General features: G+C 36.1%; 11 protein-coding genes and 1 pseudogene. 2 read left to right on the forward strand and 10 right to left on the reverse strand.

The features are described 5' to 3' along the window. Positions 1 to 25: 25 nt before the first annotated feature. Positions 26 to 436, reverse strand: coding sequence for a RapZ C-terminal domain-containing protein (locus ACZZZA_RS06060; RefSeq protein WP_463430289.1), 411 nt, complete (start codon positions 434 to 436; stop codon positions 26 to 28). A gap of 62 nt (positions 437 to 498) precedes the next feature. Further along, positions 499 to 1,518 (reverse strand): aminoglycoside phosphotransferase family protein, encoded by a 1,020-nt coding sequence (locus ACZZZA_RS06065; RefSeq protein WP_463430290.1) that lies wholly within the window; start codon positions 1,516 to 1,518, stop codon positions 499 to 501. Positions 1,519 to 1,568: 50 nt separating this feature from the next. On the opposite strand from ACZZZA_RS06065, the gene xrtF reads away from it, so the two are divergent. Both xrtF and ACZZZA_RS06075 read left to right on the forward strand, forming a co-directional pair. Beyond that, positions 1,569 to 2,099: an exosortase family protein XrtF gene (gene xrtF / locus ACZZZA_RS06070; RefSeq protein ID WP_463430291.1), complete on the forward strand. Its 531-nt coding sequence runs from the start codon at positions 1,569 to 1,571 to the stop codon at positions 2,097 to 2,099. Then, a pseudogene (locus tag ACZZZA_RS06075) lies at positions 2,086 to 2,524 on the forward strand (exosortase F system-associated membrane protein). Before xrtF ends, ACZZZA_RS06075 begins: the two are co-directional and overlap by 14 nt. A 51-nt stretch (positions 2,525 to 2,575) precedes the next feature. On the opposite strand, the gene ACZZZA_RS06080 reads toward ACZZZA_RS06075, so the two are convergent. The 8 genes from ACZZZA_RS06080 to ACZZZA_RS06115 form a co-directional block, all read right to left on the reverse strand. After that, positions 2,576 to 3,586, reverse strand: coding sequence for a cation diffusion facilitator family transporter (locus tag ACZZZA_RS06080; protein WP_463430292.1), 1,011 nt, complete (start codon positions 3,584 to 3,586; stop codon positions 2,576 to 2,578). Between the two features lie 52 nt (positions 3,587 to 3,638). Further along, entirely contained in the window at positions 3,639 to 4,631 is a 993-nt protein-coding gene (locus ACZZZA_RS06085) for an aspartate-semialdehyde dehydrogenase (RefSeq protein ID WP_463430293.1), read from the reverse strand. A gap of 107 nt (positions 4,632 to 4,738) precedes the next feature. Further along, the gene (locus ACZZZA_RS06090) at positions 4,739 to 5,176 is read right to left on the reverse strand and encodes a hypothetical protein (protein ID WP_463430294.1); all 438 of its coding nucleotides are present in this window, start codon (positions 5,174 to 5,176) and stop codon (positions 4,739 to 4,741) included. An 83-nt stretch (positions 5,177 to 5,259) separates the two neighbouring features. Then, positions 5,260 to 7,908 (reverse strand): TonB-dependent receptor, encoded by a 2,649-nt coding sequence (locus tag ACZZZA_RS06095; protein WP_463430295.1) that lies wholly within the window; start codon positions 7,906 to 7,908, stop codon positions 5,260 to 5,262. 211 nt (positions 7,909 to 8,119) lie between these two features. Further along, positions 8,120 to 8,980 (reverse strand): carboxylating nicotinate-nucleotide diphosphorylase, encoded by an 861-nt coding sequence (gene nadC, locus ACZZZA_RS06100; protein ID WP_463430296.1) that lies wholly within the window; start codon positions 8,978 to 8,980, stop codon positions 8,120 to 8,122. Between the two features lie 45 nt (positions 8,981 to 9,025). Further along, positions 9,026 to 10,597, reverse strand: a complete 1,572-nt coding sequence (gene nadB, locus ACZZZA_RS06105) for an L-aspartate oxidase (RefSeq protein ID WP_463430297.1) — start codon at positions 10,595 to 10,597, stop codon at positions 9,026 to 9,028. Between the two features lie 31 nt (positions 10,598 to 10,628). Beyond that, a complete protein-coding gene (locus ACZZZA_RS06110) occupies positions 10,629 to 11,258 on the reverse strand; it encodes an NAD(P)H-dependent oxidoreductase (protein WP_463430298.1) in 630 nt (209 codons plus the stop codon). A 129-nt stretch (positions 11,259 to 11,387) separates the two neighbouring features. Next, positions 11,388 to 13,652 (reverse strand): T9SS type B sorting domain-containing protein, encoded by a 2,265-nt coding sequence (locus ACZZZA_RS06115; protein WP_463430299.1) that lies wholly within the window; start codon positions 13,650 to 13,652, stop codon positions 11,388 to 11,390. Between the last annotated feature and the right edge of the window lie 21 nt (positions 13,653 to 13,673).

Consider the following 13,673-nt stretch of genomic DNA (forward strand, 5'->3'; position numbering starts at 1 on the left):
AATATTACTTATTGCACAGTATTGATTACCTATTATTAAGTTGGTGCTGTTCGTCGTGATGAAGACTTATTTCTACCTGATTTCCGTATTTTTCCTCGATAAAATGGGCTATTTTTATGGCTGAATAAACAGATCTGTGCTGTCCGCCGGTGCATCCAAAGTTGATTTGTAGATTTTCAAAACCTCTTCCAAGATAATTATCAATATTGATGGAAACCATGCTTTTTACCAATTCTAAAAATTGAGGCATATCTGTTTTTGTTTCAAGATATTCCTGAACGCCGATGTCATTTCCGGTCTGGATTTTATATTCTTCCACTCTTCCGGGGTTTAAAATTCCGCGACAGTCAAATGTAAAACCGCCTCCGTTTCCTGAATGGTCTTTGGGGATTCCTCCTTTTTTATACGAAAAACTGTGGATGTCTATGTGTAGCATATTTTTATATATTCTAATTACTATTTTTTTTAATCTGCGGAATGACAAAGATGCGTATAATCTTAATGTTTCAATAATTCTTTGATTTTCAATTTTGTTTTCTCAGAGCTTAGTTGCTCAATCACTTTTTTTAGCTCAGGATAATTTTTCATTTCTTCCCAGTTACTAGAAAATGCTGTTATATTTTCGATGCCTTTATCAATGCTTGCCACAAAATGTTTTTTTCTTTGAATCAATCCACGGAAGCCATAGGCGCCAAGAACCTGTAGAAATCGCATCAGCTTAACGGGTTTTACCGAGTTTTTTAGTTGAATTCGAGTTTCTTCACTTTCAAACTGTAGAATATAAAAATCAAGCATTTCATTGTTAAAGTCTTTCGGAAAGTTAGCTTTAGCCTGAAATAAAAATGAGATGACATCATACATCAGTGGGCCTTTCATCGCCGACTGATAATCAATAAACGAGACAGCATTGTTTTCATTTACCATAATATTTCTAGCCTGAAAATCACGAATCATTAATCCTTTTGGTGCTAAATTTTCGATGAGGTCAACGAGTTTTTTAAATTCTTTTAAGAGCGAAGATTTATGATATTCGAGTTCCAGAACATCGGCAACAAAATTTTTAAAGTAATACAAATCGTGCATAACAGGAAGCTCGTCGTAACTTTCATATTCAAAAGTTTGGGTATAATCAATTTGATTCTGCGTCTGAATTTGTAACTGAAAAAGTTTTTCTAAAGTCTGTTTCACCAAAGATTGAACGTTTACAGATAAATTTTCTTTAGTAATAATTTCCGAAAATGTATTTTCTCCCAAAAATTCCTGGATATACATTTTTCTGTCATCAGAAATCGCAAAGATTTTTGGTGTATTAAGTTTTAAATCTGAAAAAACCTGCGAAAAATAGAGAAAACTTTCGTTTTCCGGAACATTTTCGTTGAAGGTGATGATGTATTTTCCGGTTTGATTTTGAGCCAGAAAATTGACTCTTGCAGAACCGCTTTGAGCTAAAGTGACAAATTGGGTTGATTTTTCGCCAAAATGGTTTTCGAAAAATATTTTTGCGTTTTCGGAAGTCATAATATGGTAACAAATATACTAATTTACGTCCGAATTTTTATCTTTGCATTATGCTAAAGGACTTTAAGCCGGTTTTGGGAATTTTGCTGAGATTTATCATCATTTATCTGGTGTTGCTTTTTGCCTATCAGTTTTATCTTAACAGCTTTAAGGCACAAGGTCTTGATCCTTATTCGCGGCTGATTGCCGATCATGTGATGTTCATTCAGAACAAACTCCATTTTCCTACGTTATTATACGATGATGTTCCTAATGAACAGGTCTATTTTTACGTAAAAGAAAAATACGTGACCAGAATGGTGGAGGGTTGCAATGCCGTTTCTGTGATCATACTTTTTGTATCTTTCATTTTTGCTTTTTACAAAGGAATTAAAACTTTCGTTTTTGTTGGCGTCAGTCTTTTAGCTCTTTATGTCATGAATGTTTTAAGAATTGTCGGGCTCAATATTGTGACCCGGGATTATTCTCAATACAATAAGTTGGCTCACGATTACCTTTTTCCGGCGATTATCTACGGAAGTGTGGTAATTCTTTGGATGATCTGGATTAAATTTTTTGCTTTAAAAAATGAAAATTCTTAGTTGGTTTTTAGTCGCAGCCGGAGTTTTCGGGCTTGTCGGGGTCAGAATGCTGGAAGATCAGATTTTCTATGATCCATTTCTGAATTATTTTCACGAAGCGAATAAAAATATTGCTTTTCCAGATTTCGAATGGGGAAAACTGATTGTAAGTCATATTTTCAGATTTATTTTGAATCTTTTTTTCTCCTGTGTAATCATTCATTTTTTGTTTAGAAATAAAGAATCGGACCATACAAGGTGCAATGCTGATTGGCATTATTTTTCTGATTACATTCCCAATTTATCTGTATTGTATTGATGACAGGTTTGAAATGGGCTATCTTTTTTCCTTTTACATGAGAAGGTTTGTCATTCAGCCGTTGATTTTACTTTTGATTGTACCCTTGTTTTATTATAGAAAACAGATTTTAGATAAAAGTAATTGAATCTTTTAGTTGAAATTGTCTTTTCTACACTCAATAAAAATATTGACATGATCACTTTGATTCAAATGACTCGTCGATGGTATGTTTTTCTACTCTTGTTACGTTTTCGGCAGTCCATTCTACTCTTTTTATAAACGGCTGTTTTCTTACAGGACAATCCATAATCTGACAGACCGGGCAGGAAATAGGTTTACAGTCATCCATATGGAAGTTGAATTCGACGGTTCTGGATGTGTTTTTTGCCAGAAGAAGGATGACGTTTTCCATCTCGTTATGAGCTTCTCTTAGGCTGTAGTAGTAGGGAAGGGTGATGTGTGCATCAATGTGCAATGAAGAGCCAAACTGCTGAATTTTCATATTGTGAATGTCTATCCATTCTGTTTTACGGTTATCTTCAAGAAGTCGGATGATGTTGTTTAAAAGTTCAGGATCTTGTTCGTCCATGATTCCGCTTAATGCTTTTCGGACGATTTTATACCCTACAAAAATAATGTACCCTCCAAAAAAAAGAGCTACAACAGAATCTATCCAATAAATTTCTGTAAAATAGACGATAATTAAACTCAGTACAACTCCAAAAGTTGTCAACGTATCTGATTGCAAATGCTTTCCGGAAGCTATAAGTACGACAGAATTTACCTTCTTACCCTTCTGAATAGAGATGTATCCTAAAATATAATTAATGACAGCTGTTGTGGCAATAATCAAGATTCCCCAATTGATCTGAGAAATCACTTTTCCGGTCAATAAGCTGTTTGCTCCTTCATAGATAATCATGATCCCGGCAATAATGATCAATGCTCCCTCTATTCCTGATGTTACAAACTCTACTTTGCCGTGACCATACGGATGATCTTCGTCTTTCGGTTTTGCTGCTAAATAGAGTGAATATAAGCCCATGAATGCACTGATGATATTGACGATGCTTTCCATGGCGTCAGAAAACACAGAATCTGAATCTGTGAGTTTCCAGGCAATGATTTTTGCCACAAATAGCGTTACGCCAATAAGTGCTATGATTTTTTGGAAGTTAATATTTTCTGCGTTTTTACTGCTTTTCATAGTTTGATAAAAAAAAGAATCTCCTTCGGAGACTCTTTTTATTTTTGTTAGTTTATACTAAGTTGTTTGCTACCAAGTATTCTGCAATCTGTACTGCATTGGTGGCAGCACCTTTTCGCAGATTGTCTGCCACAATCCAGAGGTTGAGTGTTTTCGGCTGTGAGAGATCTCGTCTGATTCTTCCTACGAAAACTTCATCTTTCCCTTCAGAATATAAAGGCATTGGATATTCGTTGTTTTTAACGTTATCCATCACGATCACTCCGGGAGTTTCGGATAAAATTTTTCTTACTTCGTCCAGCTCAAATTCATTTTCAAATTCGATGTTCACGCTTTCAGAATGACCGCCCTGTACCGGAACTCTTACGGCAGTTGCTGTTAAATTGAAGGTATCGTCACCCAAAATCTTTTTAGGCTCCTTCATTAATTTTATTTCTTCTTTCGTATAATCGTCATCAGAAAAAACGTCGCAGTGTGGCAAAGCATTTTTGAAGATCTGATAAGGGTAAACTTTAGCAACAGAATCATCACCGGATATTTCAGCATTCAGCTGATCAACGGCGGCTTTTCCCGTTCCTGTTACAGACTGATAGGTGGAAACGATTACTCTTTTTAAATCATATTTTTTATTCAGAGGACCTAAAACCATCACCAACTGAATTGTTGAACAGTTGGGGTTGGCAATGATCTTGTCTTCCTTTGTTAAAACATCTGCATTGATTTCGGGAACCACTAATTTTTTATCAGGATCCATTCTCCAAGCTGAAGAATTGTCAATAACAGTGGTACCTGCCTCGGCAAATTTTGGAGCAAATTCTAATGACGTATCTCCACCTGCAGAGAAAATAGCGATCTGGGGTTTGGCAGCGATGGCATCTTCCATACTTACGATGGTATATTCTGCCTGTTTATACTTAACCTTTTTTCCGATAGATCTTTCTGATGCTACTGGAATTAATTCTGTTATCGGGAAATTTCTTTCCTCCAAAACTTTAAGCATAACCTGTCCAACCATTCCGGTTGACCCTACTACAGCTACTTTCATGTGAGAATACTATTATTTTAAGGATTATATTTGAATCGCTTTTGTTTCAAAAAGATTTTTAGAATTGAGCGATTTTATTAAGTTGTATAAATTTGAAATCAATTTAGTTAAGCTCCGAAAAGTCTGTGCCACTGGAATGCCCAAAGCATTAATGCAATCGCAACAAAAGCTATGATTACCCAGCTCATCTGAATTTTATCGTTTGTTTTAAATTTTTTATTAAGAATGGTTAATAAAACTGCAGCAATAATCATTGCTGTAGGGTGTTCAACATAAGTGTTTCTGGAAACAGCATCTTTCATCAACGTACCAGCTTCTTTAGCTGCTTTGAAGCCGGGAGAAAAGAAGAACAGCATGATCAATCCGATCAAAGCCTGGGTATGAAAGAATATCATGGTAAACAACGTAGATTTTCTCAAAAGCTTAGAGATTTTTCCGGAATATCCGAACATGGTTACCAAGAGTGCCACAACGAAAACTGCGGTAGCCAATAAGATTAAATAAGCAAAACCACGGTGCGCCTGAAGCATAAAGTTGAAATCCATAATATTTATTTTTAGTTAATTGCAAATATAAAAAAAATCCCGGCGATAAAGCCGGGATTTGGTATGTAATAAAAGTGAATTTATTAGAATCTAAACGTTAATGTTGTAGACCATGTTCTTCCGTAACCGAAGTAAACTTGGTTTTGTTGGCTTATACCTTTATATTGTCCTGCAGCAATATAATTGTTATAGGCAGTTGTTCCGCCATTGCCTGCTGCAAAGTTTTCTCTTGTTTGATTAGCATGTATATTTGTTGTAGCTTCTGAAATATATGTAGTATCAAATAAGTTATAAACGTTTGCTCCTATTGTAAAGCTTTGTCCGCTTTTCAATTTGAATATGTAAGATGCACCGATGTCAAATAAATGAAAGTCTGGTAATTCTAATGCTCCAAATTCTGTTGCTGGCGCTCTGAAGGTAGGTGTGTTTCTAGAATTGTCAAAATCATTTACGTTAAATCCAGCGTACAAATCATTTGCGTATCTCCAATTCGCATAAAATCTTAGGCCTTGTACCGGTTTTACAATTGCTGTAAATGAGGCAGTCATTTGAGCGGCATCACCTACTTTTACACCATCTAATGCCAATGTTGCAACGTTTGATCCAGGTGATATGTTGATAGGGTTATTGTTTTCGTCAAAAGATGTACTAGACGCATCACCTTTATACTCCCAATTTCCCATAGAGAACATACCTTCTAGCTCAAGATATTGCCCAACTTTATAGAATCCTTCAAATTCAACTCCAGAGTGAACTTCGGTGATTCCGTTTACTTCTGCATAAGCATTCTGGAACGTTCCTCCACTACCATTTGGAATTGTTAAACCAGTTCTTCTTTGGAATCTGTCTGCCCAAGAAGTTCTGTAAAGGTTAACATTAGCTCTGAAATTAGAAGATCTGAAACCGTAACCTAATTCTGCAGAGAAGATTTTCTCGTTTGTTAAGTTAGGATTTACTACTTGTTGATTATTTGGATAAACTGCAGTGAAAAAAGGTTGTCTAGAATAGTAACCAATATTTCCAAATACATTATGCTGATCATTAACGTTATAGTTTAAACCTCCTTTTACGTTATAACCTAAAATATCTTTAAATCCTGTTTTTGTGTTAACCACTTGACCAGTTGTTGCATTTGGTTGTTTTGTAACTCCATCAACTACCCAATTGTCAATTCTTTGGAAACCTTGATTAGATACAGATCCTTGTGCAAATGCAGAGATCTTGTCGTTTGAATATTCAACTTGTCCAAAACCTCCATACCATAAAACTTCACCATCATAGTTTCTACTGGCGATCTGAGAGTCGTCTTTAATCGCTTTTACAAAAGGATTTGCAGAAGGAAGTGCTTTGTATGCCTGAGTTACTGTATAAAAAGGTTGAGAATTTAAGTTCTGATTTTCACGGTATTCTTTGTTTCCTAAGAAATCTGAAACCACACCAGGGTGATAACCATAATAATACCTTGCGTCAATACCTACTTGGAAGTTCCAGTTTTCATTTACTTTATGTTGAAAATTAGATAAAATACCATACCAATCGTGAGAGTTTACGTGTGCTCTTCTCACTAAACCGTTACTTCTTGTTGCAATACCTGGAGTTGCATTTGCTGGAGCTGCAGTACCGGCATTATTTGTGAAATCGGAAATAACAGCACCTTGATTCCATCTTACGATGTCATCCCATCTCATTTGTCCGTCAGCAGTTTTAGCAACGTTGAAAACTGTTTTTCCATTAATGCTTCCTAAAAAACCAGTTCCACCACCTCTACCCCAAGATCCATATCCTACGGTTGATAATTTTGATTTTTCGGAAATTTTCCAATCCCAGTTGATTGATGCAATTGGCTTTGAATAATAGTTTGTATTTGTAGAAAATTGTTCACCATTCAATAAACCCCAGTTTGAGTTGTATTTTCTATTGGGCTCACCATCTTTACCATATTTAATATAAGTTTGGATTGTGTTTGTGAAGTTTTGATTATGCCACTGAGGAGCACCTGTGAATGTAAACTGTAAATCATGTTTTTCATTCGGCTGATAACCCAAAGCAAAATAGTAGTTGTAAGATTCGAAATCTGTACCATTCGCATACATTGCTCCAGCTGTTCTTCCCATCAAGAATGAAGAAGACCATCCTGTTTTAGATTTACCAGTGTTGTAAGCAAATGAAGTTTTAAGATATCCATCATTAGCAATTCCCAATGTTACTATACCTTCTCTTCTTTTATCAGCAGCTTTAGTAATGTAATTCATAGTACCACCCACAGAAGCGATAGCTAATTTAGAAGAACCAAGACCTCTTTGTATTTGAATGTCTGAAGTTACATCAGAAAGACCAGCCCAGTTTGACCAATATACAGCTCCATTTTCCATGTCATTTACAGGCATACCATTGATCATTACAGCAGTGTTGGAATTTCCAAAACCTCTTACTCTGATAACAGCATCTCCGAAACCACCACCGCCTTTAGTTACGTACACTGAAGGTGTAGTATTTAAAATCTCAGGAAACTCTTGGTTACCTAATCTTTCAACAATTTGTGCTGCTTTAATAGTAGAAACAGCAACGGGTGTTTTTCTATCTTTAGCGATATCGGCAACACCTGAGATTACAACCTGTTCAATATCTCTTGATCTTGTGTCAACAGTATCCTGAACTTGTTGTGCATAATAAACGCTAGCTGTAGAAAGTGTGATTACTGCAGTTAGCATCGATTTGTTGATTAATTTCATAATCTTAAGTAATAGTTAGAATTAATTTTTTGCAAAATTCGACAAATAAACTTTAACTCTTATTAACTTAATATTAATTTTTAATCAGTCTTAATAATGATTAAGTTACTGTTTTTCAATTTGATATATAAAATTTGGATTTTAACGTGAAAAAAATCATATTATTTAATTTTTAAGAAATACGACTTGTTTTTATTAAATATATAATGTTTTACATAACAGCTTTTAAGCTTAAATCGATATTTTTTGCAGAATGTGTTAATGCTCCTGCAGAGATAAAAGTCACTCCTGTGGTAGCAATTTCTTTTAATTGATCTCTCGTAATTCCTCCCGATGCTTCACTCTCACAAGACCCATCTATCAATTTCACTGCCTGTTTCATAGTAGCAACATCCATATTGTCAAGCATAATTCTGTCAACTTTTGCATTGATGGCTTCCTGTACTTCTTCCAAAGTGCGGGTTTCAACTTCAATTTTAAGTTTTTTCTTAGTTTTTTTCACGTAATCTTTCGCCATTTTTACCGCATTGGTGATACTTCCGTTATAATCGATGTGGTTATCTTTCAGCATAATCATATCATACAAACCGTATCTGTGATTGGTTCCGCCACCAATTGCCACTGCCCATTTTTCGCAAACTCTAAAGTTGGGTGTTGTTTTTCTGGTGTCTAAAAGTTTAGTTTTGGTACCGATTAGTCTCGAATCCCAATCCTGAGTGAGCGTTGCAATACCGCTCATTCTCTGCATACAGTTTAAAACTAATCTTTCTGTCGATAAAATAGACCTTGCGCTTCCGGTGACAACGAAAGCTACATCGCCAACTTTTGCAGTTTCGCCATCTTTGATGAATCTTTCTACTTTTAAATCTTTATCAAAGGCTTTAAAGATAATTTCTGCCAATTCGACTCCCGCCAAAATACAGTTTTCTTTCACTAAAAGTTTTGCACTTTGCTGCAAATCTTTAGGAATTGTAGACAAAGTAGAATGGTCACCATCCTGAATGTCTTCTTCTAAAGCATTCTTTATGAACTGTTTTAAAACTTTATCGGTTGCGTAGCGGGGTCTTTTCATTGTTGTAATTTTTTAATTCATTTTTTATAAGAAGGTAAAAATGATTTAAACTAAATCTTTATTATAAAATGCTCCTTTATTTTGAGTCATTTCCATAGATTGGGTAATAATCAAATGTGCAACGGTAGTTAAATTTCTTAATTCTGAAAGCTGAGGTGATAAAATAGAGTAATGGTAAATTTCGTCAACAGCAGCAGCTATTTCCTGATGTTTCTGAAGAGCCATTTTTAATCGTCTGTTGCTTCTAACAATTCCTACAAGATCGCTCATCATTTCCTGAAGCTGTTTTCTAAGATAAGAAACGATGACCATCTCATCAATAATTTTCATTCCTTCTTCATTCCATTCAGGAACTGCTTTCAAATCATCAAAATTAAAATGGTTTTCTTTTAAGAGTTCTACCGTTTTCATGGCAGCATTATGCCCAAAAACCAAACCCTCCAATAAGGAATTGGAAGCCAGTCTGTTGGCGCCGTGTAATCCGGAATTGGTGCATTCTCCTACTGCAAATAAATTATTGATTGAAGATTGCCCGTCTTTATCAACTTCAATACCTCCCATTAAATAATGACAAGCCGGAACCACGGGAATTAATTGCTTGAATGGATCAATACCTTCGTCCTTACATTTTTTATAAATATTGGGAAAATGTTCTAAGAATTTTTCGTGACTCATTCCACGGCAATCAAGACCTACAAATTCATCTCCCGTAACTTTCATTTCGGCATCAATTGCTCTTGCGACAATATCTCTGGACGCTAATTCTTCGCGCTCATCATATTTATGCATGAATTTCTGACCTTTTTTGGTTCTCAGTTTTGCGCCATCACCACGCACTGCTTCGGAAATTAGAAATAACATTCCGTCAAGCTTGCTGTACAATGCGGTGGGGTGAAACTGATAATACTGCATATTGGTCACTTTACCTTTCGCACGGGCAACAAATGCGATTCCGTCTCCGGTTGCGATGGTAGGATTGGTGGTGTTTTTATATACGTGACCGGCTCCGCCAGTTGCGGCCAAAGTGATTTTTGAAGTAATTTTCTTAATTGATTTAGATTTTTCATCTAAAATATAGGCACCGTAGCAATTGATTTCGCCTTCATTAAGTTCTTTTCCTGGTACGTGGTGCTGGGTAATAATATCGATAACATAATGATGATCCAGAATTTCGATATTTGGGCTGCTTTTTGCAGTTTCCAGTAGAGCTCTTTCGATTTCGAAACCTGTGATGTCTTTATGGTGCACAATTCTGTTTTCGGTGTGGCCGCCTTCTCTTCCTAATGTGAATTCTCCGTTTTTTTTGTCGAAGTTGGCTCCCCATTCTACAATTTCATTAAATCTTGCGGGTGCTTCTCTTACCACCATTTCTACAACATCGCGTTTGTTTTCACCATCTCCTGCACGCATGGTGTCCTCAATATGTTTGTCAAAATTATCATTTTTAGAATCTGTAACAACTGCCAAACCTCCTTGTGCGTATTTGGTATTGCTTTCGTCTTCGTCAGATTTTGTTACAATGATTATTTTGGCATCGGGAAGCTGTTCTGAAATTTTTATGGCATAAGAAAGTCCGGAAATTCCGGAACCTATCACTAATACATCCGCTTTTATCATATAGTTGCTTTAAGACAATCGTCTAAAATAATTAAATAAATTTAAATAATTTTTCGTTTGGTTTTCTTACTTTTTTCAGGTGTTGAAATTGATCTTCATCAGACCGGTAGCCTAAAGCAAGAGTCACCGTCACTTTTTCTTTTTCAGTATTAATATTTAAAACATCCTCAATAACTTCCTGACGGAAGCCTTCCATAGGGCAAGTATCTACATTTTCTAAGGCTGCGGCATATATTAAATTTGCTAAAACGATGTACGACTGCTTTTCTGCCCAGTTGAAAATTTCGTCCTGTGTCTTTTGAACAATGTGTTGATTAATACTTTTCTTAAATAAATCAAGACTTTCTAACGGAATGTCTCTTACCTCGGATATGTGACTGAAATATCCGTGGATATACTGGTCATCAACGGTTTTTTTTGAAATGATAACAACCAAATGCGAGCATGTAGAAATTTGAGAAGGATTGTAAAATGAGGGAATCAGTTTTTGCTTCATCTCTTTACTTTCGACGACTATAATTCTGTAGGGCTGCAAACCCTGTGAACTTACTGCCATTTTTCCCGACTCAAGAATATTGAGAAGTGTCTCCTGCGGAATAATTAATTCGGGGTTAAATTTTTTTACAGAATATCTTCTGCTTAAAGCTTCCAAATAATTCATAAAGACAAATTTAAGAATTGAATGTGAATAATGAGAGTTTTGGGCCGAAATATCTGTTTTTAAATTAATCAATAAAAAATCACTCCTTTTGAGGGGAGTGATCAAAAATATAATTTAATATGAAAAAAATTATTCTCTGTTTTTTACCATGATCCAACCTGAGAATTTCACAGGTGTTTTGGTTTTGTTATCTTCATTCCATGTTACAGAATACCAGTAGCTTCCGGTTGGGACTTTTCTGCCATTGGCGGTTCCGTCCCAAATATATCGGTTGGTTTTGTCACCTTGATGAAGTTTTGTACCGTATCTGTCGAAAACATTAAAGGTTAAATCTAATTTTCCTGCCAATGCAGAGTAATCGATGAAGTCGTTTTGTCCGTCTGAGTTTGGTGTAATTACGTTAATTAAATTAGGTACAGTAACGTTTACGATGATAGGTTCACATTCGTAAATATCTCTTACGTAAATTTTATACATCCCTCTTGAAATCCCTGTGAATACATTAGAATCCTGCCAGTTGACATTGTCAAGAGAATATTGATAGGAAGGGGTTCCTCCCTTTACATTAACCGTGATTGTAGTATTTGATATGTCAATGTACGTTACCACTGGTTGTTCAGAAGCATATACTTTTACAGTTTGTGTGGCAATACAATCGCCTGTTTTGAGCTTCACGCAATAAGTGCCTACTCCTGCATTGGTAATGATTTGTGTCGTTGCGCCAGTACTCCATTCATATCCGGTAAATCCGGATCCTGCATCTAAAGTAGTTTTGTCTTCTATACAGATTATCTTATCAATCAAAGTTGTAGAGTAGACTGGTGGAATCACAATTAAATTTACTTTAGCAACTGTAAAACAGCCAGCTCCATTGATGACTCTTACATAAACAACACCATTGGGTGCCGTGTATGATGTGGGATTGGGAATTTCATTTGTTGCATTGACTGCATCTGTCAATGATGGATAGTATTTTTTAGTTGTTCCCGCTTGTAAAGTTACATTAGCATTCGCTAAATTGAATACCCCTAATGATGGATTATTAGGCTCAGAACAAACTCTTAAAGTTGCATCGTTGACAACCACAACCGGAGAAGTATTAAGTGTGATGATTGCATTGTCTACACAACCCTGCGCTGTTGTTACCTTTACGTGAATAGTTGTACCCTGTGCAGCAGAAAACGCTGCAAAGTTGGTAATCTGATTGGTTCCTGCATTCAGGTCTGCAAGAGTAGGATAGTATTGTTTGATAACATTAGGTAATGTTGTTATGGCGGCATCATTTAGATTAAAGATTCCAACACCTGCATTGTTGTTATTGCATTCAGTAAGTGGAGCATCTGTTGCTTCAAACGGAGTTGGATTTAAAATTATTCTGGCATCTCCATTGTCACATAATGTAGATGATGGGTCTTTGATGACTACCGTAATTGTGGTATTTCCGGTATATTGAAAATTGCTTGGAGTTGTAATTGGGGTAGAACTTCCCAAAACATAGTACGTAATGATGTAATTGCTCGGAACATTTACAAATTGTGATGCGTAAGATGTTAAATCCACAAAACCATTTCCTGTAGAGGGATTGGTGCATACGAATGGGGTAATGGTACTTTGTAAAATAGGAACTTTATCAATGAATATTTTGGCATTTTTAATGGAGTGTCTTGCACTCGCAGCTCCTGTTCCGGATGAAAACCCGAAATATCCGGTTGTCATTCCGATGGCTCCGCCTGATGGCGCAAAAGATTGATTGGTGATTACTACGCCGTCTATCCTGATCTGGATGATCCAGTTATTGAGGTTAGCCGGATCGACTTGTCCGTTTACCTCAACGTGTTTGTAATTTGTGCCGACAAAAGGCTGTGTAGCCTGTAGATCAGGAGAGTGAAATGAGCTCCCAGCAGTCATATTGTATTCTATATTTGCGTTTCCTGCCGGTACATTATTGGTTCCATATAAAAGATGAACTTTGCTCATTTGTCCTTCAGTAGTATTGTTGAAGATATCAAAAGCCACCATCAATCCGTTTGCATTAGCCGGAATTCCTAGTCCTCCTCCTGTAGTAAATGCGGTGGGTGGGTTTGAAAGATACCAAAACGTCAAACCGTCACCTCTTCCGTATGCTGTGGTTCCGTTTCCATCAATTCTGAAATCAAATTCAACTTTCCATTTATCACAATATTTTAAGTTGATAGGATCTGAAAGTTTTATTGCTCCGAACTGGCTCGTTTGATCTGCTGTAAGTCTTATGAAGTCTCCGCTTACAATAGCCGAAGGTACAATATCCCAACCTGTAGTATTCACAGGATTTCCGGTAAGCTGATACGTCTGGGCAGAAATGTTTAGGAAGAATAATAAGAATACAGAAAAGTGAAGTAGTAGTTTTTTCTTCATTTTATTAAATTTAATATGGTG

Source organism: Chryseobacterium sp. AC405b (genome assembly GCF_979258685.1).

Excerpts from the sequence above, each read along its gene's own strand:
- ACZZZA_RS06095 (WP_463430295.1), bottom strand. The coding sequence starts at position 7,908 with ATGAAATTAATCAACAAATCGATGCTAACTGCAGTAATCACACTTTCT.
- ACZZZA_RS06110 (WP_463430298.1), bottom strand. The coding sequence starts at position 11,258 with ATGAATTATTTGGAAGCTTTAAGCAGAAGATATTCTGTAAAAAAATTT.
- ACZZZA_RS06080 (WP_463430292.1), bottom strand. The coding sequence starts at position 3,586 with ATGAAAAGCAGTAAAAACGCAGAAAATATTAACTTCCAAAAAATCATA.
- nadC (WP_463430296.1), bottom strand. The coding sequence starts at position 8,980 with ATGAAAAGACCCCGCTACGCAACCGATAAAGTTTTAAAACAGTTCATA.
- nadB (WP_463430297.1), bottom strand. The coding sequence starts at position 10,597 with ATGATAAAAGCGGATGTATTAGTGATAGGTTCCGGAATTTCCGGACTT.
- ACZZZA_RS06115 (WP_463430299.1), bottom strand. The coding sequence starts at position 13,652 with ATGAAGAAAAAACTACTACTTCACTTTTCTGTATTCTTATTATTCTTC.
- ACZZZA_RS06065 (WP_463430290.1), bottom strand. The coding sequence starts at position 1,518 with ATGACTTCCGAAAACGCAAAAATATTTTTCGAAAACCATTTTGGCGAA.
- xrtF (WP_463430291.1), top strand. The coding sequence starts at position 1,569 with ATGCTAAAGGACTTTAAGCCGGTTTTGGGAATTTTGCTGAGATTTATC.
- ACZZZA_RS06060 (WP_463430289.1), bottom strand. The coding sequence starts at position 436 with ATGCTACACATAGACATCCACAGTTTTTCGTATAAAAAAGGAGGAATC.
- ACZZZA_RS06085 (WP_463430293.1), bottom strand. The coding sequence starts at position 4,631 with ATGAAAGTAGCTGTAGTAGGGTCAACCGGAATGGTTGGACAGGTTATG.
- ACZZZA_RS06090 (WP_463430294.1), bottom strand. The coding sequence starts at position 5,176 with ATGGATTTCAACTTTATGCTTCAGGCGCACCGTGGTTTTGCTTATTTA.